Genomic DNA, 19,260 nt, shown 5'->3' with positions numbered 1-19,260 from the left:
GCTTGCGCTACCTGCCCCTGACCCCCGCCGATCGCGCCGAGATGCTCGGCGTCATCGGTGCCGACACGGTGGACGACCTGTTCGTCGACGTGCCCGCCGAGGCCCGGCTTTCCGGCCCCATCGCGGGGCTGCCGCTCCGCGCCAGTGAAATGGCCGTCGAACGGCACATGTCCGCGCTTGCGGCGAAGAACCTCTCGGCCGGTTCGGCCCCGTTCTTCCTCGGCGCCGGTGCCTATCGCCACCATGTTCCGGCCTCGGTCGATCACCTGATCCAGCGCGGCGAGTTCCTCACCGCCTACACGCCTTACCAGCCGGAAATCGCGCAGGGCACGCTTCAGGTGCTGTTCGAGTTCCAGACCCAGGTGGCGCGCCTGTTCGGCACCGACATCGCCAATGCCTCGATGTACGACGGTTCGACCGCGTGCTGGGAGGCGATCCTGATGGCCGCGCGCGTCACCCGCAAGGATCGCGCCGTGCTCTCGGGCGGCCTGCACCCGCATTACGGCGAAGTGGTGCGCACCATGGCGAAATTCACCGAGGACGATATCGTCTCCCTCTCGCCCGAACTGGTGGCAGAGGCGGACGACGCGGCGGTGATCGCGGCGATCGACGACAAGACCTCCTGCGTCGTCGTCCAGTACCCTGACATCCTCGGGCGCATCCCCGATCTCGCTGCGATCGCCGAGGCAGCCCATGCCAAGGGGGCGCTCCTGGTGGCCGTCGTCACCGAGCCGGTTGCGCTCGGCATGATCGAGGCGCCCGGCGTGCTGGGTGCGGATATCGTCGTGGGCGAGGGCCAGTCGCTGGGCGTGGGTCTCCAGTTCGGCGGGCCTTACCTCGGCCTGTTCGGCTGCCGCGAGAAGTTCGTGCGCCAGATGCCGGGCCGTCTTTGCGGGCAGACCGTGGACGCTGAGGGCAAGCGCGGCTTCGTGCTGACGCTCTCTACCCGCGAGCAGCATATCCGCCGCGAAAAGGCCACGAGCAATATCTGCACGAATTCAGGGCTTTGTGCGCTGGCTTTCAGTATTCATCTCACGCTTCTGGGCGGTGATGGACTGGCCCGGCTCGCTGCGGTCAATCACGATCGCACCCAGGCGCTCGTCGAACGGCTCACGGCTGTTCCCGGCGTGACGCTGCTGAATGATGCCTATTTCAACGAAGTCACGCTGGTCCTGCCGCGCGATGCGCGCGAAGTCGTGCGTGAACTGGCGGACCGCAAGGTGCTGGGCGGCGTGTCGCTCGGGCGCCTGTTCCCCGAGGCGAGCGAACTGCATAACGGCCTGCTCGTCACCGCGACGGAAACCGTCACGGACGAGGATATCGAGACCTTCGCCAAGGAACTGGAAGGAGTGCTGGCATGAGCGCGGTAAACGCAGCGGGCTGGCGTCCGTCCATGGGTGAGACGGGCGATTCCGGTGAGAAATTCGTAACGTCGTCAGGCGATTATGGCCTGATGCTGGAGGAGGCACTGAGCTTCGAACTCGGCGCCGAAGGCAAGTGCGGGGTCGATCTCGACACGCCCGCCCGTGCACCGGCAGCGGGGCTTTCCCGGTTTCTGCGCAAGGCCGCGCCCGCCCTGCCGGGCCTGACCGAGCCGGAGACGGTGCGCCACTACACGCGCCTCTCGCGCCAGAACTACGCCATCGACCTCGGGCCGTTCCCGCTCGGTTCGTGCACGATGAAGCACAACCCGCGGCTCAACGAGAAGATGGCCCGCCTGCCGGGCTTCTCCGATGTCCATCCGCTCCAGCCGCAGAAGTCGGTCGAAGGTGCGCTTGAGGTTATCGAGCAACTGGCGGACTGGCTCATCACGCTGACCGGCATGGCCTCGGTGGCGATGAGCCCGAAGGCCGGTGCCCACGGCGAGCTTTGCGGGCTGCTCTGCATCCGCGCCGCGCTCGATGCGCGGGGCGAGAAGCGCGACGTCGTGCTGGTGCCGGAGAGCGCCCATGGCACCAACCCGGCGACCGCTGCGTTCGCCGGCTTCAAGGTCCAGTCGATCCCGGCGACCCCCGAAGGCCGCGTCGATCTCGATGCGCTCAAGGCGAAGCTGGGACCGAACGTCGCGGGCGTGATGATTACCAATCCCAACACCTGCGGCCTGTTCGAGCCGGAGATGAAGGCGATCGGCGATGCTGTTCATGCGGCGGGCGGCTACGTCTATTGCGACGGTGCGAACTTCAACGCCATCGTCGGCAAGGTGCGCCCCGGCGACCTCGGCGTCGATGCCATGCACATCAACCTGCACAAGACCTTCTCCACCCCGCACGGCGGCGGCGGACCTGGTGCAGGGCCGGTGGTGCTGTCCGAAGCGCTGGCGCCTTTCGCGCCGCTGCCGTTTGTCACGCGCGGTGATGATGGCCGTGTCCACCTCGTCGAGGAGGAGAACGCGGGCGAGGGCCATGCGCAGGCGTTCGGCCGCATGGTCGCCTTCCACGGCCAGATGGGCATGTTCACCCGCGCGCTGACCTATATCCTCAGCCACGGCGCGGACGGTCTGCGCCAGGTTGCCGAGGATGCGGTGCTCAACGCCAACTACGTCCTGCGTTCGTGCGAGGACCTGCTGCCGGCACCTTTCGCCAAGAGCGGCCCGTGCATGCACGAGGCGCTGTTCAGCGACGCCGGTCTGGCAGAGGGCTTCTCCACGCTGGACATCGCCAAGGGCCTGATCGACGAGGGCTTCCACCCGATGACGGTCTACTTCCCGCTGGTGGTGAAGGGCGCGATGCTGGTCGAGCCGACCGAGACCGAGAGCAAGGCCGGGCTCGACCGCTTCATCGGTTCGCTGCGCAGTCTTGCCCAGCGCGCCAAGGACGGCGACCAGAGCCTGCACAGCGCACCGCACTTCGCACCGCGCCGCCGGCTTGACGAAACGCTCGCGGCGCGCAAGCCTGTGCTCGTATGGCAGGGCCAGCCGGGTGTGCCGGCAACGCCCTCGCTCAGCGAGATCGGGGGAAGTTGACGATATGGGGGGGAGCGGGTTTGCGGCCTGGTTGCCGTTGCTGATTTTCGTCGGGGTAATGGCCTGGCGTTTCCGCAGCCTCGAAAAGGCGAGGCCGCTCCGTCTTCCCCTCCTTTGGGTCGCGCCGCTGATCGTTTCGGCGGCGGTATCCCTCGCGCTCTACGGCATGCCGCCGAGCATTCTGGGCTGGCTGGCGCTGCTTGCCGGCTTTGCGGTCGGCGGCGGCATCGGCATGCAGCGCTCGCGCCTCATGCGCCTTCATGTCGAGGGGGAGGGCGACGAGGCCCGCGTCATGATGCGCCAATCACCGCTGGCGCTAGTGCTCGTGCTCGCGGTGTTCGCCGTGCGGCGGCTGATCCTGCCGGGCGGAATGGGCGTTCAGGGTGATCCTCATGCCGCCAACGCTCTGCTCATGACCGGTGCCATGCTGGGTTTCGTGCTGGGCATGGTGGTAGTGAGCCGCCTGATCCTGTGGCAGCGTGCGCGCTCGATGGTGGCGGATCACATCACCGATAGCTGAGGGCGGGCAGGCATAAGAACAAGGGCTCCTGCTTCACGGCGCGAGAGAACCGAAGGCTGCGGCGCGAAATGGACCATCCATTTCGCGCCGCAGCCGTTTCAGGTTGCGCGATCCACCGAATTCGCGGCAGATTCGAGATCCTGTCCGACGCCGCGCACGGTATTGCAGGCCGCCGCGCCGAGCACGAGGCCCGATACCGCCAGCGCCAGAACCGCTTTCCTGATCATGACTGCGTAATCCTTCCTGTAGCGGCGAGCGAAATGGTCGCCGCTTTTCGGCGCTAATCCATCGGGATTGCGAGGGGAAGGGGTCTGCAGTCAGTCTTGTCAGCGGTTGATGGCGTCATCCCCGGCCTTGCCGACCGATTCGATGTCCTGGCCAGCGCCCTTCACGGTGTTGCAGGCTGCTGCGGAGAAGACGATGCCTCCGGCGACAAGCGCGAGAACGAGTTTCTTGACCATTGTCGGTTTCCTTTTCCTGGAGGTCCCGGCGTTTTCTGCCGGGATCGAAGGACGCAACTCGTGGCCGTGCGTGCGGTTCCCGCCGATCACCTTGCGGTAGGCACGGTTTCCTCGATCGCGCTTTCGTCCAGCGACGAGGTCGGCGAAATTCGCTTCGAAAGATAGTGTTCGCGCCAGGTGATGATGAGCCCGGCGGCGATGATGAGCGGCGCGCCGAGCCAGGTGGAGGCAGGCGGCAGGTCGCCGAAGATGGTGTAGCCATAGGCCGTCGCCCAGATCAGCGCGGTATAGTCCATGACCACGACGGTGGCCACCGCTCCATGGCGAAGTGCTGCGGTGATAAGGAGCTGGGCAAGGGTGCCCGCCAGCCCCACCGCCACAAGCAGCAGCCAGACGCGGGGCTCGTGGGACTGACCGTAGAACGGCAGAAGCACGGCTGCGAAAAGCGAACCGAAGAAGGCGAACCAGAACACGCAGGCGATGGGTGCCTCTGTCCGTGCGAGGTCGCGGATCTGGAAGCTGACCACGGCGACGATCACTCCGGCGCCGAGCCCGGCGGCCAACCCTGCGAGAGGAAGCGCCCCGGTTTCCCCACCGGGGCGGGTGATGACGAGAACTCCCGCGAAACCGAGCACGACCGCCAGCCATCGCCATGGCCCCACTTTGTCGCGCAGGACGATCGCGGTGATGAGCACGGCGAAGAGCGGCGCCGTGAAGCCGAGTGTCGTGCCCACCGGCAATGGCAGCAGCATGGCGGCGGTGACGTTGCAGACGAGGCCGAGCGTGCCCGAGGTCGCCCTGAAGGCATGGGAGGAGACCCGGCGGGTCTTCAACTGGCCGATCCGGCCGGTCGCCAGCAGCCACCCGGCGATGAGCGGCACTGACATGGCCTGCCGCCAGAACACCATCTCGGCTGCAGATACGCCGTGGCGACCGGCCAGCTTGACGAGCATGAACATCGTCGAGAGCATGACCATCGCCATCAGCCGCAAGCCAAGTGCGAGAAGGGGGCGATCCTGACGGGATGGGGCGGCGTTCACCGGCCGGGCTTTAACTTCCTCGCGGAAGTAGGCAAGGGCGCTCCATGAACGATTCCGACAAGATCATGGCCGCCGTGGGCGGTGTCGCCGCGCTGTTCGCGGTCATCGCCTGGATCGGCGACCGCCGCCGGATGAAGCGCCGCGATCTCGACCGCGTGGGCTTCATGCCGTGGACCACGGTGTTCTTCTTCGCGCTGATGCTGGCCGTCCTGCTGCTCGGCGTGGCCGGACGGGACTGGTTCGCCGGGTAGAACGGAAGCGCCCCGCTCTCGTGTAGCCGCGCGGGGCAAGCGATCATCGCGATGTTTAGCCCATCGAAGGGAGCGCTTTCCCACTGCAGGCAAAGCTGTCCTATGTTCGGGGATCAAGAACACCCCTTCTCGCCGCCGCCGCGCCTGCCATGTCCGTGTACCGGCCTTAGTGCCTGTCCGGCCGCGATCCCGTGCCGATGGCTGGACGCCCGCGCGGCAGGCGGCGTTCTCGGGGCGCGCCGGAAATCCGCTGCGCGCGCGCCGCGTGGGGATGACGCGCGAGACTGCCTATCGGCTGCGGCCGCGGCCCGGCCCGGATGTGCCGCCAGCCCGCCGGGCCGCAGCGAAGGCGATCCGGCGCGGCGGGTTTCGTACCCGGTCCGGTATCAACCAGATGTCAGAGGCAGGCTTCGAGGTAGGCCTGGTCAAAGCCGAACTGGCGGGCCTTCTCGAGCGTATAGGGACGCAGGCCCGATGGGCGGAATTCGCCGATGATCTTGCCGTCGTCGGTCTCGTCGAGATACTCGAACTTGAAGAGTTCCTGCGTGACGATGACATCGCCTTCCATGCCGATCACTTCGGTGATGTTGGTGGTGCGGCGCGAACCGTCGCGCAGGCGCTTCACCTGAACGATGATGTCCACCGACTCGGCGATCTGGCGGCTGATGGCTTCCTTGGGGATCTTGATGTCGCCCATCAGGATCATGTTTTCCATACGGCCAAGGCATTCGCGCGGGGAGTTGGCGTGGAGCGTGCACATCGAACCGTCGTGGCCGGTGTTCATCGCGGCGAGCAGGTCGAAGCATTCGGCGCCGCGGATTTCGCCGAGGATGATGCGGTCAGGCCGCATACGCAGGGCGTTCTTCACAAGGTCGCCGATGGTGATAGCGCCCTGGCCTTCGAGGTTCGGCGGGCGGGTTTCCAGCGGCAGCCAGTGGGGCTGTTGCAGGCGAAGTTCGGCGGCGTCCTCGATGGTCAGCACGCGCTCGCCCGGGTCGATCATCTTGGACAGGGCGTTCAGCATCGTCGTCTTGCCCGAACCCGTACCGCCGGAGATGACGATGTTCATGCGGCAGGCGCCGGCGATCTTGAGGGCGGTGGCCATCTTCTCGCTCATCGACCCGAAGTCCTTGAGCATGTCGATGGTGATCGGCTTCTCGGAGAACTTGCGGATCGAGATCGCGGTGCCGCGCAAGCTGAGCGGCGGCACGATCACGTTGACGCGGCTGCCGTCCTTGAGGCGGGCGTCGGCCAGCGGGGTGGTCTGGTCGACGCGGCGGCCGACCTGATTGACGATGCGCTGGGCGATCTGGAACAAGTGCTGTTCGTCGCGGAACTTGGTCGACGCGAGCTGGAGCTTGCCCTTTTTCTCGATGTAGGTCTGGTTCGGGCCGTTGACCATGATGTCCGACACGTCGGGGTCGTTCAGCAGCTCTTCCAGCGGGCCGAAGCCAAGCAGTTCGTCAATCAGCACTTTCTCCAGCGCGAATTGCTCGCGGCGGTTGAAGGTGATCTTGAGCTCGGCCAGCACCTCGATGATGATCGGGCGAAATTCCTCGGACAGCTCATCCTTGGTCAGCGTGGCGGCCGCCTCGGGGTCGACGCGTTCGAGCAGGCGGGGAAGCACCTGCTCCTTGATCTTGTGGATGGAGGCTTCGAAACCGTTCTGGTCGGACTGGTTGTCGTGAACCGCATTGGCGCGGTCGGCCAGGCGAGACATGGCGTCATCGCGGGAATTCGCGGGCGAGGGGGCGTCTATCCCCGGTACCGGCGGGAACGGTTCGCCGCCAGGCATCGGCACGTTGCCGGGCATCGGCGATTTCTCGGCGCCCCCTTTCAGCGGCTTGGCCACGCCGAATGCCGGCCGGGCGCCCTGACCCATGCCGCCGATGCCGTTACGCCGCCCGAATGCCGTCATTGTCTCGTCAACCCTTTCAACGCCCCGGCTCTCGTCCGGCGCGATGTCCCGCGATAAGCGAAGGATTAAGGTTGAAACTTTGATAACTTCCTAATGGCGGCAGGTTGCCGCATCGGTGCAAAGGGTGGAGAAAGGAGCAAAATGTCTCAGGCGGGCGTGGTGCAGGGTTCGGTTTGCTGGCTGTGCCAACGGCCGCTGGGCCGCAGGACGGAGTGGCATCATCCGATCCCGCGAAGCCGAGGCGGGCGAGAAACCGTGCCGCTCCACCCGATATGCCACCGCACGATCCATGCGACCTTCAGCAATGCCGAACTTGCACGCCTGCCGGCCGATCCCGCAGCCCTCTCACGAGACCCGGCCATCGCGCGCTTCCTGCGATGGATAGCGGGGAAGCCCGCCGATTTCCACGCACCGACCCGGAAGCGTCAACCTTGAATTAAGCAAAGTTTCACCGATTGAAACCTAGGTAGTCTGTCAGAAGAGCACGGGGCGGAAAAGCGAGATTGCAATGAGAATTCCGGCCCATCAATGGCCTTGGCGCTGGTGCCTTTACTGGCTGCTGCTGCCGAACATCATCGTGATCGTGATGTGGCCGATCGGCGGGCCGCCGATGGGGCGTCCGATCTTCGTTGCCGGCCTGCTCGCGCTCGCTTTCTCGCAGATGCGCTCGCTCCTGCTTCGCCGGATGGCGGTGGCCGTGCTCGGGCTCGGGATCACGTTCGAATATATCGTGAACTCGTTCAACCTCGAAGCGATGCGCATCGATGCCGCCTCGGAGTTCCTGAAGAATGCCAAGCCGCTGGCGTCGGCGGAATATCTTGCCGGTCTCGTCATTCTTTGCGCAACCCTTGCACTGGCAGTTCGCGGGGCGGGACGGGTCCAGCATTTCGCCAGGCCGTCAAACTGGATTTTTGCGATCTGTGCCATCCTCGGCATGATGCAGATCGATGCCGTCGCGACCGTCGCCACCAGTAATACCTACAAAGGACTGCCGCCGGAAGGGACGCCTTTCGCATCCGGTGTCGAGAGTGGCGGCGTGGCTCAACCCGGCCCGGCCAGACGGCATATCGTGGTGATCGTCGTGGAAGCGCTCGGCATTCCGACGTTCGAGGAAGGGAAGCGGCTGTTCGCTGCAGACTGGGATCGGCCAGCGTGGCGTGGCAGGTACGAAGTGGCAAGCGGCAAGGTTGCCTACTTCGGCTCGACTACCAATGGGGAGATAAGGGAGCTTTGCGGCGCATTCGCGAATTTCGACGGGTTCGATTTCGCTCATGCGGATTGCCTGCCCCGTCGCTATTCAAAAGCCGGATACGACACTCTCGCGATCCATGCCTTCGAGGGCGGCTTCTTCGACAGGAGGGCGTGGTGGCCGCAAGCAGGGTTCGCCCGAACCGAATTCGCGCCGGACCTGGTTCGCGGCGGTGCCCGCAAATGTGGCGGGATGTGGCCCGGCGCCTGCGACGTGGATATCGCGGCGCAGATCGGCCAGCGGCTCAAGTCGGCAAGTCGGCCGCAGTTCATCTATTGGGTGACCCTCAATTCCCACATTCCCGTGCTTGCAGGGGCGACACCGGGGCTGGCCGGCTGCGAGGATGGTGCGGCACCGCTCGCTCATGCGTCGCTGCTTCAGTGCCGCCTGTTTCAGGCGCATCACGACATCGCGGAAGCCATTTCGGCGCTGGCGATGGACCCGGCGCTGCCTCCTACTGATTTTCTCATCGTCGGAGACCACATGCCGCCGTTCATGCGCCGCAACGAGCGGCTCGACTTCGACGGTTACAATGTTCCCTGGATCGTCCTTCGCAACCGGCCTGCCTGACAATCGAAAGGGCGAAGCAGGGCCGTAAAACGACGAAAGCGCCGAACCGCGATGTGCGGTCCGGCGCTTTCAGTATCGTCCAACCGGACGGTAGATCAGACCCCGACGTGCTCCGCGAGCACGGTCAGGCCCTTGTCGCCCACTTCGGCGAAACCGCCGGTGATGCGGATCTCTTCCGGTGCGGCGTTCTCGGTCTTGTAGACCTTGAGCGCGCCATCGGCGATCGTCGACATGAAGGGTGCATGACCCTCCAGCACGCCGAACTCGCCTTCGGTGCCGGGGACGACCACCATGTGGACGTCTTCCGAGCGGACGAGCTTGGCCGGCGTGACGAGTTCGAAGTGCAGTGCCATGACTGATTACGCCTCTTCGGCCAGCTTCTTGGCCTTGGCGACCGCTTCCTCGATGCCGCCGACCATGTAGAAGGCTGCTTCGGGAAGGTGATCGTATTCGCCTTCGACGACGGCCTTGAACGACTTCACGGTGTCTTCGAGCTGGACGAACTTGCCCGAGATGCCGGTGAAGACTTCCGCGACGTGGAACGGCTGCGAAAGGAACTTCTGGATCTTGCGGGCGCGGGCGACGGTGAGCTTATCTTCTTCCGAAAGCTCGTCCATGCCCAGGATCGCGATGATGTCCTGAAGCGACTTGTACTTCTGCAGGGTTTCCTGAACCTTGCGGGCGGTCTCGTAGTGCTCGGCGCCGACGACGCGGGGCTCAAGAACGCGCGAGGTCGAGTCGAGCGGGTCGACGGCCGGGTAGATACCCAGTTCCGAGATGGCGCGGTTCAGCGTGGTCGTCGCGTCAAGGTGAGCGAACGATGCAGCCGGAGCCGGGTCGGTAAGGTCGTCCGCAGGGACGTAGATCGCCTGGACCGAGGTGATCGAACCCTTGGTGGTCGAGGTGATGCGTTCTTGCAGCTGGCCCATGTCGGTGGCGAGGGTCGGCTGATAGCCCACTGCCGAAGGAATACGGCCGAGCAGAGCCGACACTTCCGCGCCTGCCTGGGTGAAGCGGAAGATGTTGTCGACGAAGAACAGGACGTCCTGGCCTTCCTGGTCGCGGAAGTACTCGGCCATGGTCAGGCCCGAGAGGGCGACGCGGGCACGGGCGCCCGGGGGCTCGTTCATCTGGCCGAACACGAGCGCAACCTTGGAACCTTCCGAGGTGGCGTTGCCTTCGGCGTCCTTGGCGATAACGCCGGCGTCGAGGAACTCGTGGTAAAGGTCGTTACCTTCACGGGTACGTTCACCGACGCCCGCGAAGACCGAGACGCCGCCGTGGCCCTTGGCGATGTTGTTGATCAGTTCCTGAATGAGAACCGTCTTGCCCACGCCGGCGCCGCCGAACAGGCCGATCTTGCCGCCCTTGGCGTAAGGCGCGAGAAGGTCGATGACCTTGATGCCGGTGACCAGGATCGCCGCTTCGGTCGACTGGTCGACGAACGGCGGGGCTTCGGCGTGGATCGGGGCGAACATGTCCGAACCGACGGGGCCACGCTCGTCGATCGGATCGCCGACGACGTTCATGATGCGGCCGAGGGTCTTCGGGCCGACCGGCACCGAGATCTGGGCGCCGGTGCTGATCACGTCCTGACCGCGGGTCAGGCCGTCGGTGCCGTCCATGGCGATGGTGCGGACGGTATTCTCGCCAAGGTGCTGGGCAACTTCAAGGACCAGCTTCTGGCCGTTGTTGCTGGTTTCCAGCGCGGAGAGAATTGCCGGCAGCTCACCTTCGAAGGTGACGTCGACGACGGCGCCAATGATCTGGCTGATCTTGCCGGTGGCGGTTTGGTTTAGCACGGGGGCGGTGGCCATTTTGGTTTCCTTGCCTGCGATGTCTTAGAGCGCTTCCGCGCCCGCGATAATTTCAACGAGTTCAGTCGTGATCGCGGCCTGACGGCTGCGGTTGTACTGGATGGTCAGCTTCTTGATCAGGTCGCCCGCATTGCGCGTCGCGTTGTCCATGGCCGTCATCGACGCGCCCTGTTCCGACGCGGCGTTTTCCAGCAGGGCGCCGAAGAGCTGCGTGCGCAGGTAGCGCGGCAGCAGCGCGGCGAGGATCTCTTCCTCCTCCGGCTCATACTCGGTCACCGCATCCGCGCCGGCGGTCGCAACGACGGCCTTGGGAGCGGGAACGGGGATGATCTGCTGGTCGGTCGGTTCCTGAACGAGCGCCGAGCGGAACTTCGAGTAGAACAGGTGCGCCACGTCGAACTTGCCGGCCTCATAGAGGGCGACCAGTTCGTTGGCGATGCGCTCGGCTTCGTCGAAACCGGGATCGCGTACGTCCGTGGTATCGAACAGGTGTGCGATCTGCTTCGGGAATTCGCGGCGCAGCGGCGCACGGCCTTTGCGACCCACCAGATAGAACAGGACGGTCTTGCCCTGGGCTTCCAGTTCCTTTGCCTTGACGCGGGCGGCCTTGACGATGTTCGAGTTGAACGCGCCGCAAAGGCCCTTGTCCGAGTTCGCGACGACGAGCAGGTGCACCTTGTCGCTACCGGTGCCGGCGAGCAGCCGGGGGCTGTTCTCGCTGACCGTGATCTTGCTCGCGAGCGAGCCCATCACCTCGGCCAGACGCGCGGCGTAGGGACGCGCGGACTCCGCGGCGGCCTGCGCCTTGCGCAGCTTGGCCGCGGCGACCATCTGCTTGGCCTTGGTGATCTTCTGGGTCGATTTGACCGAGTTGATGCGGCCCTTGAGTTCCTTGAGCGAAGCCACTCGTTGTTCCTCGTTTCGTCATCCTGGACCATGGGTCGGGACCGCTGGCAGCGTCATGCGACCCTGCCGGCAGTCCCGGCTTTCGCCGGGATGGCGGTTGTACTTACGCGAACTGCTTGGCGAAGGCGTCGAGCGCAGCCTTGGTCTTGCTCTTCGCTTCGTCGCCGAAGTCCTTGGTCGTGCGGATCAGCGCGAGGACGTCGGCATGCTGCTCGTGCATGAAGTCGAGCATTTCGGCTTCGTACTCGGTGACCTTCGAAACCGGCAGGCTGTCGAGATAGCCGTTGGTGCCGGCGAAGATCGACACGGTCTGCTCTTCGAACGCAAGCGGCGAGAACTGCTTCTGCTTGAGCAGTTCGGTCAGGCGCGCACCGCGGTTGAGGAGCTTCTGGGTCGAAGCGTCGAGGTCCGAGCCGAACTGCGCGAAGGCCGCCATTTCACGGTACTGCGCCAGTTCCAGCTTGATCGAGCCGGCAACCTTCTTCATCGCCTTGGTCTGGGCTGCACCGCCGACGCGCGACACCGACAGACCCACGTTGATGGCCGGACGGATGCCCTGGTAGAACAGGCCGGTTTCAAGGAAGATCTGGCCGTCGGTGATCGAGATCACGTTGGTCGGAATGTAGGCCGAAACGTCGCCAGCCTGGGTTTCGATGATCGGCAGCGCGGTGAGCGAGCCTGCACCGTTTTCCTCGTTCATCTTCGCAGCGCGCTCAAGCAGGCGGCTGTGGAGATAGAACACGTCGCCGGGATAGGCTTCGCGGCCCGGCGGGCGGCGCAGCAGCAGCGACATCTGGCGATAGGCGACGGCCTGCTTGGAAAGGTCGTCATACACGATCACGGCGTGCATGCCGTTGTCGCGGAAGAACTCGCCCATGGCGGCGCCGGTGTAGGGCGCGAGGTACTGAAGCGGAGCCGGTTCCGAAGCGGTTGCGGCGATCACGATGGAGTATTCCATCGCGCCGTTTTCTTCGAGCTGGCGAACGATCTGCGCGACGGTCGAGCGCTTCTGGCCGACGGCAACGTAGATGCAGTAGAGCTTCTTGGACTCGTCGTCGCCCTTGTTCGCTTCCTTCTGGTTGATGAAGGTGTCGATGGCGACGGCGGTCTTGCCGGTCTGGCGGTCACCGATGATCAGCTCGCGCTGGCCGCGGCCGACGGGGACGAGGGCGTCGATCGCCTTCAGGCCGGTCTGCACGGGTTCGTGCACCGACTTGCGCGGGATGATGCCCGGAGCCTTGGCTTCCACGCGGGCGCGCTTGTCAGCGACGATCGGGCCCTTGCCGTCGATCGGGTTGCCGAGAGCGTCCACCACGCGGCCGAGCAGGCCCTTGCCGACGGGAACGTCGACGATGGTGTTGGTGCGCTTGACGCTGTCGCCTTCCTTGATTTCGGCGTCCGAGCCGAAGATCACGACGCCGACGTTGTCGGCTTCGAGGTTGAGCGCCATGCCCTGAACGCCGTTGGCGAATTCGACCATTTCGCCGGCCTGGACCTTGTCGAGGCCGTGGATGCGGGCGATGCCGTCACCGACCGACAGAACCGAGCCGACTTCGGAAACCTGGGCTTCGGTGCCGAAGCTGGCGATCTGGTCCTTGATGACCTTCGAGATTTCTGCTGCGCGGATATCCATTGTTCTGCCTTTCTTAGCCCTTCATGGCCTGGGCGAGCGAATTGAGACGGGTGCGGATCGAGCTGTCGATGCGCTTGGACCCGATGGTGACCACAAGACCGCCAAGCAGGTCTGGGTCGACGTTGGTCCGGACCTTGACCTTGCGGCCTTCGCGCAGTTCCAGCTTCTGGCGCAGCTGCTCGACCTGCTGGTCGTTCAGGGCGTGGGCAGAACTGACTTCGGCGGTCGCCTCGCCGCGCTGGGCGGCGGCGATCGCTACGAAGGCGCGGATGATTTCGGGCAGGGCGGAGAGGCGGCGATTGGCCGCGAGCACGCCCACGAAGTTCTTGGTCAGAGGTGCGAGGCCGAGCACGTCGGCGACGGCTTCGATAGCCTTGCCGGCAGCCTTGCGGCTGACTTCGGGGTTGCGAATCAACTCGGCGAGATCGCGGCTTTCGCTGATCGCCAGGCCGATCTTCTCGAGGTCGGATTCGACCGTCGTTACGGTGCCGTTCTCGCTGGCAAGATCAAACAGCGCCGAAGCGTAGCGTCCTTGCAAGCTGGCCTTGATGCCGCCGGAATTCTCCACGCGTGTCCTATCCTTACATCGGGTGGGCTGGGGCACTTTGGGGCGCACGACAATGACGTGCCCCCCGGCCCGCAGACGGGGCGCGCATAGCGACGATAGTGTTACGATGCAAGCTGCCGCAGGCGCGATTGAGACAATGCTTGGGAAAGCGCTTTAAAAGCAAGGGGCGGGAAGTAACAGGATCGCGGGTGCGGCAAGGTCGGGACAAACGATCCTGCGGAGTTTCCCATGACCTGTCGAATCATCGAATTGCCTGTGCTGCAATTCCAGCCCTTATTCGGGATGGACCCCGCGGAATTGGCCAGACACGAAGCGCAGCGTATGACTGCCGATGGACAACCGGCTCATCGCTGCCGCGTCAGAAGGGACGACGCCGGGTTGATCGAGAGCCCGGTGCCGCTCGATTGCGGGAGGCACGATGACGCTAATCCCTATCGTACCGCTTGCACGATATATATTCCGGAGGACGTGCCGGAAGGTGAGCGCTTCGTCGCCCGCTCGCGGTGGCTGCGTGGTTTGCGCGGATGTTTCTCTGCGCGGATCGAGGGTCATGGAGGCCAACAATGAAGTTCGAGGACATCGGCGTGACTGAGGCAGGCATTACGGACGAGCGGGCATGGCAGGCGGTGCTCGAACGGGATCGCAGCTTCGACGGGCGCTTCGTTACGGGTGTGCTTTCGACGGGTATCTATTGCCGGCCGTCCTGTTCGGCCCGGCATCCCCGGCGAGAGAACGTTCGGTTCTTCGCGCAGGTTGGCGAAGCGGAGTGTTCAGGCTTGAGGGCTTGTCTGCGCTGCCGCCCCAACGACGTGTCGCGCGATGAGGAGGCCGTTGCGCATGCGCTGCGGATATTGGATGCGGATGAAGTCTCACCGCGTCTTTCGGAACTGGCCGAAGCGGTGGGATACAGTGCCACCCATTTCCAGCGCGTGTTCAAGCGCTCCGTCGGCCTTTCTCCCTCGGAATATCTGCGCGTACGCCGAGTTGAGCGTGCCGGTGATGCCATGAGTGGAGGCGCCAGTGTGACCGAGGCGATCTACGAGGCGGGGTTCGGCGCGAGTTCGCGGTTCTATCAAGCCAGCGAGGGCAGATTGGGCATGACCCCATCGGCCTGGCGAAACGGTGGGCGAGGCGTGACGATTCATTGGGCCGTGGTTCAGACCAGTCTGGGGCGGATGCTTGTTGCCGCGACCGGAAAAGGCGTGTGCCGTCTCTCGTTCGATGAAGGAGGCGAGGAATTGGCCGGGCGGTTCCCCCATGCGCAGCTCGTCGAGGGGGGTAGCGAATTCGAGAGCCTGCTGGAAAAGGTCGTCGCGGCAGTGGAGCAGCCGGGCCAGTCTCGCGCGATACCATTGGACGTGCAGGGGACCGCATTTCAGGAGGCGGTGTGGCGCGAGTTGCAACGTATTCCTGCCGGTGAGACCCGGAGTTACGCGCAGATCGCGGCGGCGGTGGGAAAGCCGGGCGCGGTGCGTGCAGCAGGTTCGGCCAATGGCGCGAACAAGGTTGCAGTGCTCATCCCGTGTCACCGCGTCATAAGGGCAGATGGTTCTATCGGTGGTTATGCCTATGGCGAGGCGATCAAGCGAGAACTGTTGAAGCGGGAACGGGGCTGAACCGCTGGGCTCATACGAACGAGTATGGATCGATGTCGATGTTCACCCTGACGCTGCGTGGGAACTGAAGCGGCTCCAGCCACTCGCGCAGCATCTTCTGCAATTCGGCGGATCGCCGGGCGTTGATGAGCAGGCGGAAACGGTGACGTCCGCGCAGCAGTGAAAGCGGCGCGGGAGCCGGGCCGAGCACCAGCATGTCGGGATGGTTGGGCGCGGTACCGCCGATGGCGCGAGCGGCTGCCTGCGCTTCGGACTGGTCTTCGGAAGACACGATGATCGCTGCCCAGCGGCCGAACGGCGGGGCGCCGGCGTCTCGGCGGGCGTCTGTTTCCGCGGCGTAGAACGCGTCTCGGTCTCCGGCGGCAAGGGCGGCTATAACGGAGGCTTCTGGATGGCGGGTCTGGATCAGCACCTCGCCCGGCTTGTCGCCGCGTCCCGCGCGACCGGCCACCTGAGCGACTTGCTGATACGTCCGCTCGGCAGCGCGCAAGTCGCCACCTTCAAGGCCGAGATCGGCATCGACCACGCCCACCAGCGTAAGGTCGGGGAAGTGATAGCCCTTGGTGACAAGCTGCGTTCCGACGATCACGTCGATCGCCTTGCCCTCTGCCTTGGCGACGAATTCACCGACGGCCTCGGCCGTATTCATCGTGTCCGACGTGACCAGCGCCACCCGTGCCTCGGGCAGGATTTCCGCTACCTCGTCGGCAATGCGTTCGACGCCGGGACCGCAGGCGACGAGGCAGTCGCCCGTGCCGCATTCGGGGCAGGCGTCGGGAACCGGCACTTCGTGGCCGCAGTGATGGCAGGCTAGGCGCCCGGAGAAGCGGTGTTCCACCAGCCAGGCCGTGCAGTTCGGGCATTGGAATCGATAACCGCAGTGGCGGCAAAGCGTCAGCGGCGCATAGCCCCGGCGGTTGAGGAACAGCAGCGACTGTTCGCCCTTCGCCAGCCGCTTCTTCATCTCCTCGACGAGGCGGGGAGCAAGCCATTTGCCGCGCTCCGGCGCTTCCTGCCGGAGGTCGAGGATCTGGATATCGGGCAGTTGCGCGCCGCCGAAACGGGCCGGCAGGTCGACCTTGCGATAGACCCCCGCTTCCGCAAGCTGCATCGATTCGAGGGCGGGCGTGGCGCTGGCGAGAACCACCGGAATACCCTCGAACTTGGAGCGCATCACCGCCACGTCGCGTGCGTTGTAGCGCACGCCGTCATCCTGCTTGAACGAGACTTCGTGCGCTTCATCCACCACGATGAGGCCCAGTCGGGCATAGGGTAGAAACAGGGCAGAACGTGCCCCTACGACCACCTGAGCGTCACCAAGGACGATGGAACGCCAAGCCCGCCGCCGTTCGCTGGACTTGAGCGAGGAATGCCAAAGCAGCGGAGGGACACCGAAACGATGTTCGAAGCGGCGGAGGAAATTTTCGGTGAGAGCGATCTCGGGAAGCAGCACCAGGACCTGTCGCCCGAGACGCAGGGCTTCGGCCACCGCCTCGAAATAGGTTTCCGTCTTGCCCGAGCCGGTGACGCCGTCGAGCAGGAAGGGGGCGAACTTGTGCGTGCGCACGGCTTCTACGAATATGTCGGCCGCAGCCTGTTGGCCGTCAGACAGTTTCGGTTCGGCGAACTCGGGCAGGGCCCGCGGATAGGGGCGGTCCAGATCGACCACGACGGGCTCCAGCAATCCCGCGCCGACCATCCCGCGCAGCACGCCTTCGGAGACGGATGCCAGTTCCGCAAGTTCCTTGATCGAGCCCTGCTCGCCCTGCAGGGCATCGAGAGCGGCGGCGCGCTGGGGGGTCAGGCGGGCGGGTTCATGCCCCGTCAGGCGGTATTCGGTGGTCGTGCCTCCGCCGCGCAGCGCTGCCATGCTGCCGAGTGCCATGCGCGCGACCGAGGAGAGCGAGGCACAGTAGTAATCCGCCGTCCATTCGATCAATCGGCGCAGTCGTTCGGGAAGCGGGGGTACGGGAAGCACTTCGAGGAGTGGACGCAGTTTGGATTCAGGCACTTCCTGCGTGCTCAGGCGTTCCGGCTCCCAGACGATCCCTAGGACCTGCCTTGGCCCGAGGGGCGCGATCACCACGGCGCCGAATTCTATCGCCATGCCTTCGGGGACGCGGTAGTCGAGGACGCCCAGCGCGGCGTTGAAGACGAGGATTCGGACGCGTTTCATGTGGGTTGCATATAGGCACTGGTTGCACGGGGCGTGAAGGAGTTGATGATGGTGAACTGGGGAACAGGGGAAAACGGACTGTCCGAGGGCGAGAATTCGCGCCTTGCCGACTGGAGCCGCAGGGGCGTGCTGGTCGGTATGCTCGCCACCGGCGTGCTGATGCTGCCTGGCTGCTCGACGCTTGGTGGAAGCAGCTCCGCCGGCGCAGATCCGGTGCGCCGCCTCATGCGCTATTCGTCGGAGCGCGCATTCACCTGGCTCGGCCAGCCGGAAGGTTTCTGGACCAGCCCGGTTGCGCGCCTGCCGCTTCCGCTTCTGTTCAGCCGTCCCGGCCGCACCAACAGCGGGGTGCTGAAGTCGAAGGCCTTCCGTGACAAGCTGCAATATCAGCTCAATCTTTTCGCGGCGCCGGGCGCCCGCGCTGCCGGACCGGTGGCGCTCAAGGCCGTTCAGGATATTCCCGTCCGCGAACCCGCCGAAATCCTCAGCGGAGGCAATACCGCGGCGACGACGTTCCTTCGCCGGAACATGGGCCCGGCTCTCGTCAACGCCATGATCCCCGAGATCGAGCGTGCCATGCGCGAAGCCCAGGATCCGACGCTGAACCAGGCGATCGCCGCGCTCAAGGGCGTGACGATCCAGGATGCCGCCCATGCTCTCGCGCTCGATGCAGATAACGGCATCTGGTACGAAGTCGGCGCAGCCGAAGCGGCTATCCGGCAAAATCCGGGGGAAACCAATGACGCAGCGCTGATCGGCGCGCTGAAGCAGGGCTGATTCGCCGGAGCAGCGGGGCCAGGGTGGCGCAGAACGCCGCGCATCCCTATAGGGAGCGCCAGAATCGACGGGCGCGTTAGACTCGCCCGTCGCAGCCCCGCATCCACAGGAACCGCGCCATGAAGTTCTTCGTCGACACCGCCGACACCAACGACATCGCCGATCTGGCCGCCACCGGCCTGCTCGACGGCGTCACCACCAACCCATCGCTGATCGCCAAGTCCGGCCGCGACTTCCTGGAAGTCACCAAGGAAATCTGCGGCCTGGTCGACGGACCGGTCAGTGCCGAAGTCGTCGCGCTCGACCATGAAGGCATGATGCGCGAGGCCGAAATCCTCCGCAAGATCGCAGACAACGTCTGCATCAAGGTGCCGCTGACGATCGACGGCCTCAAGACCTGCAAGAAGCTGACCAGCGACGGCACGCTCGTGAACGTCACCCTCTGCTTCTCGGCCAACCAGGCTCTGCTCGCGGCCAAGGCCGGCGCCAGCTTCGTCTCGCCTTTCGTCGGCCGTCATGACGACAATGGCTTCGACGGCATGGACCTGATCCGCGACATCCGCCTGATCTATGACAACTACGCCTTCGACACCGAAATCCTCGCTGCTTCGATCCGCCACCCTGTCCACGTTCTCGAATGCGCCCGCATCGGCGCTGACGTGGCGACGATGCCGCCGGCAGTCATCAAGAACCTCGTGAAGCACGTGCTCACCGACAAGGGCATCGAAGGCTTCATGGCCGACTGGGCGAAGACCGGCCAGTCGCTCTGATCCTGCCGATCTGAACAGGAAGGGCA

The 19,260-nt window shown here is 64.9% G+C and carries 19 protein-coding genes; 9 read left to right on the top strand and 10 right to left on the bottom strand.

The window, feature by feature from the left end:
• The first annotated feature begins 2 nt into the window (after positions 1 to 2).
• From gcvPA to ACXJ16_RS06170, 3 genes are read left to right on the top strand one after another with little or no spacing between them, the layout of a single operon-like run.
• The gene (gene gcvPA / locus ACXJ16_RS06180; protein WP_324694826.1) at positions 3 to 1,361 is read left to right on the top strand and encodes an aminomethyl-transferring glycine dehydrogenase subunit GcvPA; all 1,359 of its coding nucleotides are present in this window, start codon (positions 3 to 5) and stop codon (positions 1,359 to 1,361) included.
• Positions 1,358 to 2,962, top strand: coding sequence for an aminomethyl-transferring glycine dehydrogenase subunit GcvPB (gcvPB, locus tag ACXJ16_RS06175; RefSeq protein ID WP_324694828.1), 1,605 nt, complete (start codon positions 1,358 to 1,360; stop codon positions 2,960 to 2,962). The genes gcvPA and gcvPB overlap by 4 nt, the downstream gene beginning before the upstream one ends.
• A 31-nt stretch (positions 2,963 to 2,993) precedes the next feature.
• Positions 2,994 to 3,482, top strand: coding sequence for a CcdC protein domain-containing protein (locus tag ACXJ16_RS06170; protein WP_463921604.1), 489 nt, complete (start codon positions 2,994 to 2,996; stop codon positions 3,480 to 3,482).
• Positions 3,483 to 3,580: 98 nt separating this feature from the next.
• Here the strand turns inward: ACXJ16_RS06170 and ACXJ16_RS06165 are convergent, their stop codons facing one another.
• The 3 genes from ACXJ16_RS06165 to ACXJ16_RS06155 all read right to left on the bottom strand — a co-directional run bounded on the left by ACXJ16_RS06165 (position 3,581) and on the right by ACXJ16_RS06155 (position 4,983).
• Positions 3,581 to 3,709, bottom strand: coding sequence for a hypothetical protein (locus ACXJ16_RS06165; protein ID WP_292636669.1), 129 nt, complete (start codon positions 3,707 to 3,709; stop codon positions 3,581 to 3,583).
• A 99-nt stretch (positions 3,710 to 3,808) separates the two neighbouring features.
• On the bottom strand, positions 3,809 to 3,943 hold the full coding sequence (locus tag ACXJ16_RS06160; protein ID WP_054441740.1) for an entericidin A/B family lipoprotein: 135 nt from the start codon (positions 3,941 to 3,943) through the stop codon (positions 3,809 to 3,811).
• A gap of 86 nt (positions 3,944 to 4,029) precedes the next feature.
• The gene (locus tag ACXJ16_RS06155; RefSeq protein WP_324694835.1) at positions 4,030 to 4,983 is read right to left on the bottom strand and encodes a DMT family transporter; all 954 of its coding nucleotides are present in this window, start codon (positions 4,981 to 4,983) and stop codon (positions 4,030 to 4,032) included.
• Between the two features lie 44 nt (positions 4,984 to 5,027).
• Between ACXJ16_RS06155 and ACXJ16_RS06150 the strand changes: the two genes are divergently transcribed.
• Positions 5,028 to 5,234 (top strand): hypothetical protein, encoded by a 207-nt coding sequence (locus ACXJ16_RS06150; protein ID WP_054441604.1) that lies wholly within the window; start codon positions 5,028 to 5,030, stop codon positions 5,232 to 5,234.
• Positions 5,235 to 5,631: 397 nt separating this feature from the next.
• Here the strand turns inward: ACXJ16_RS06150 and ACXJ16_RS06145 are convergent, their stop codons facing one another.
• Complete coding sequence (locus tag ACXJ16_RS06145) at positions 5,632 to 7,152, bottom strand: TadA family conjugal transfer-associated ATPase (protein ID WP_185997517.1); 1,521 nt, start codon at positions 7,150 to 7,152, stop codon at positions 5,632 to 5,634.
• A gap of 141 nt (positions 7,153 to 7,293) precedes the next feature.
• On the opposite strand from ACXJ16_RS06145, the gene ACXJ16_RS06140 reads away from it, so the two are divergent.
• Positions 7,294 to 7,587 (top strand): HNH endonuclease, encoded by a 294-nt coding sequence (locus ACXJ16_RS06140; protein WP_463921601.1) that lies wholly within the window; start codon positions 7,294 to 7,296, stop codon positions 7,585 to 7,587.
• 73 nt (positions 7,588 to 7,660) lie between these two features.
• Complete coding sequence (locus ACXJ16_RS06135) at positions 7,661 to 8,971, top strand: sulfatase-like hydrolase/transferase (RefSeq protein WP_463921600.1); 1,311 nt, start codon at positions 7,661 to 7,663, stop codon at positions 8,969 to 8,971.
• A gap of 95 nt (positions 8,972 to 9,066) precedes the next feature.
• Here ACXJ16_RS06135 and ACXJ16_RS06130 read toward each other — a convergent pair whose 3' ends face one another.
• The 5 genes from ACXJ16_RS06130 to ACXJ16_RS06110 all read right to left on the bottom strand — a co-directional run bounded on the left by ACXJ16_RS06130 (position 9,067) and on the right by ACXJ16_RS06110 (position 13,895).
• Positions 9,067 to 9,324 (bottom strand): ATP synthase F1 subunit epsilon, encoded by a 258-nt coding sequence (locus ACXJ16_RS06130; protein ID WP_054441608.1) that lies wholly within the window; start codon positions 9,322 to 9,324, stop codon positions 9,067 to 9,069.
• Positions 9,325 to 9,330: 6 nt separating this feature from the next.
• Complete coding sequence (gene atpD, locus ACXJ16_RS06125) at positions 9,331 to 10,788, bottom strand: F0F1 ATP synthase subunit beta (RefSeq protein ID WP_054441611.1); 1,458 nt, start codon at positions 10,786 to 10,788, stop codon at positions 9,331 to 9,333.
• 24 nt (positions 10,789 to 10,812) lie between these two features.
• A complete protein-coding gene (locus ACXJ16_RS06120) occupies positions 10,813 to 11,694 on the bottom strand; it encodes a F0F1 ATP synthase subunit gamma (RefSeq protein ID WP_185997515.1) in 882 nt (293 codons plus the stop codon).
• Positions 11,695 to 11,797: 103 nt separating this feature from the next.
• The gene (gene atpA, locus ACXJ16_RS06115; protein ID WP_454797093.1) at positions 11,798 to 13,327 is read right to left on the bottom strand and encodes a F0F1 ATP synthase subunit alpha; all 1,530 of its coding nucleotides are present in this window, start codon (positions 13,325 to 13,327) and stop codon (positions 11,798 to 11,800) included.
• Between the two features lie 13 nt (positions 13,328 to 13,340).
• Positions 13,341 to 13,895, bottom strand: a complete 555-nt coding sequence (locus ACXJ16_RS06110; protein WP_054441615.1) for a F0F1 ATP synthase subunit delta — start codon at positions 13,893 to 13,895, stop codon at positions 13,341 to 13,343.
• A gap of 563 nt (positions 13,896 to 14,458) precedes the next feature.
• On the opposite strand from ACXJ16_RS06110, the gene ada reads away from it, so the two are divergent.
• On the top strand, positions 14,459 to 15,511 hold the full coding sequence (gene ada / locus ACXJ16_RS06105) for a bifunctional DNA-binding transcriptional regulator/O6-methylguanine-DNA methyltransferase Ada (RefSeq protein ID WP_197283124.1): 1,053 nt from the start codon (positions 14,459 to 14,461) through the stop codon (positions 15,509 to 15,511).
• Between the two features lie 10 nt (positions 15,512 to 15,521).
• Here ada and ACXJ16_RS06100 read toward each other — a convergent pair whose 3' ends face one another.
• Positions 15,522 to 17,687, bottom strand: a complete 2,166-nt coding sequence (locus ACXJ16_RS06100; protein ID WP_054441623.1) for a primosomal protein N' — start codon at positions 17,685 to 17,687, stop codon at positions 15,522 to 15,524.
• A gap of 48 nt (positions 17,688 to 17,735) precedes the next feature.
• Between ACXJ16_RS06100 and ACXJ16_RS06095 the strand changes: the two genes are divergently transcribed.
• On the top strand, positions 17,736 to 18,464 hold the full coding sequence (locus tag ACXJ16_RS06095) for a DUF4197 family protein (protein ID WP_463921764.1): 729 nt from the start codon (positions 17,736 to 17,738) through the stop codon (positions 18,462 to 18,464).
• Positions 18,465 to 18,583: 119 nt separating this feature from the next.
• Positions 18,584 to 19,234: a fructose-6-phosphate aldolase gene (gene fsa / locus ACXJ16_RS06090; RefSeq protein WP_132468758.1), complete on the top strand. Its 651-nt coding sequence runs from the start codon at positions 18,584 to 18,586 to the stop codon at positions 19,232 to 19,234.
• Positions 19,235 to 19,260: the final 26 nt, after the last annotated feature.

Source organism: Novosphingobium sp. TK71 (genome assembly GCF_055361505.1).
This window is presented reverse-complemented; position numbering and strand designations above follow the sequence as displayed.

Excerpts from the sequence above, each read along its gene's own strand:
- gcvPB (WP_324694828.1), top strand. The coding sequence starts at position 1,358 with ATGAGCGCGGTAAACGCAGCGGGCTGGCGTCCGTCCATGGGTGAGACG.
- ACXJ16_RS06165 (WP_292636669.1), bottom strand. The coding sequence starts at position 3,709 with ATGATCAGGAAAGCGGTTCTGGCGCTGGCGGTATCGGGCCTCGTGCTC.
- ACXJ16_RS06160 (WP_054441740.1), bottom strand. The coding sequence starts at position 3,943 with ATGGTCAAGAAACTCGTTCTCGCGCTTGTCGCCGGAGGCATCGTCTTC.
- ACXJ16_RS06150 (WP_054441604.1), top strand. The coding sequence starts at position 5,028 with ATGAACGATTCCGACAAGATCATGGCCGCCGTGGGCGGTGTCGCCGCG.
- ACXJ16_RS06145 (WP_185997517.1), bottom strand. The coding sequence starts at position 7,152 with ATGACGGCATTCGGGCGGCGTAACGGCATCGGCGGCATGGGTCAGGGC.
- ACXJ16_RS06140 (WP_463921601.1), top strand. The coding sequence starts at position 7,294 with ATGTCTCAGGCGGGCGTGGTGCAGGGTTCGGTTTGCTGGCTGTGCCAA.
- ACXJ16_RS06135 (WP_463921600.1), top strand. The coding sequence starts at position 7,661 with ATGAGAATTCCGGCCCATCAATGGCCTTGGCGCTGGTGCCTTTACTGG.
- ACXJ16_RS06130 (WP_054441608.1), bottom strand. The coding sequence starts at position 9,324 with ATGGCACTGCACTTCGAACTCGTCACGCCGGCCAAGCTCGTCCGCTCG.
- atpD (WP_054441611.1), bottom strand. The coding sequence starts at position 10,788 with ATGGCCACCGCCCCCGTGCTAAACCAAACCGCCACCGGCAAGATCAGC.
- atpA (WP_454797093.1), bottom strand. The coding sequence starts at position 13,327 with ATGGATATCCGCGCAGCAGAAATCTCGAAGGTCATCAAGGACCAGATC.
- ada (WP_197283124.1), top strand. The coding sequence starts at position 14,459 with ATGAAGTTCGAGGACATCGGCGTGACTGAGGCAGGCATTACGGACGAG.
- ACXJ16_RS06100 (WP_054441623.1), bottom strand. The coding sequence starts at position 17,687 with ATGAAACGCGTCCGAATCCTCGTCTTCAACGCCGCGCTGGGCGTCCTC.
- ACXJ16_RS06095 (WP_463921764.1), top strand. The coding sequence starts at position 17,736 with ATGGTGAACTGGGGAACAGGGGAAAACGGACTGTCCGAGGGCGAGAAT.
- fsa (WP_132468758.1), top strand. The coding sequence starts at position 18,584 with ATGAAGTTCTTCGTCGACACCGCCGACACCAACGACATCGCCGATCTG.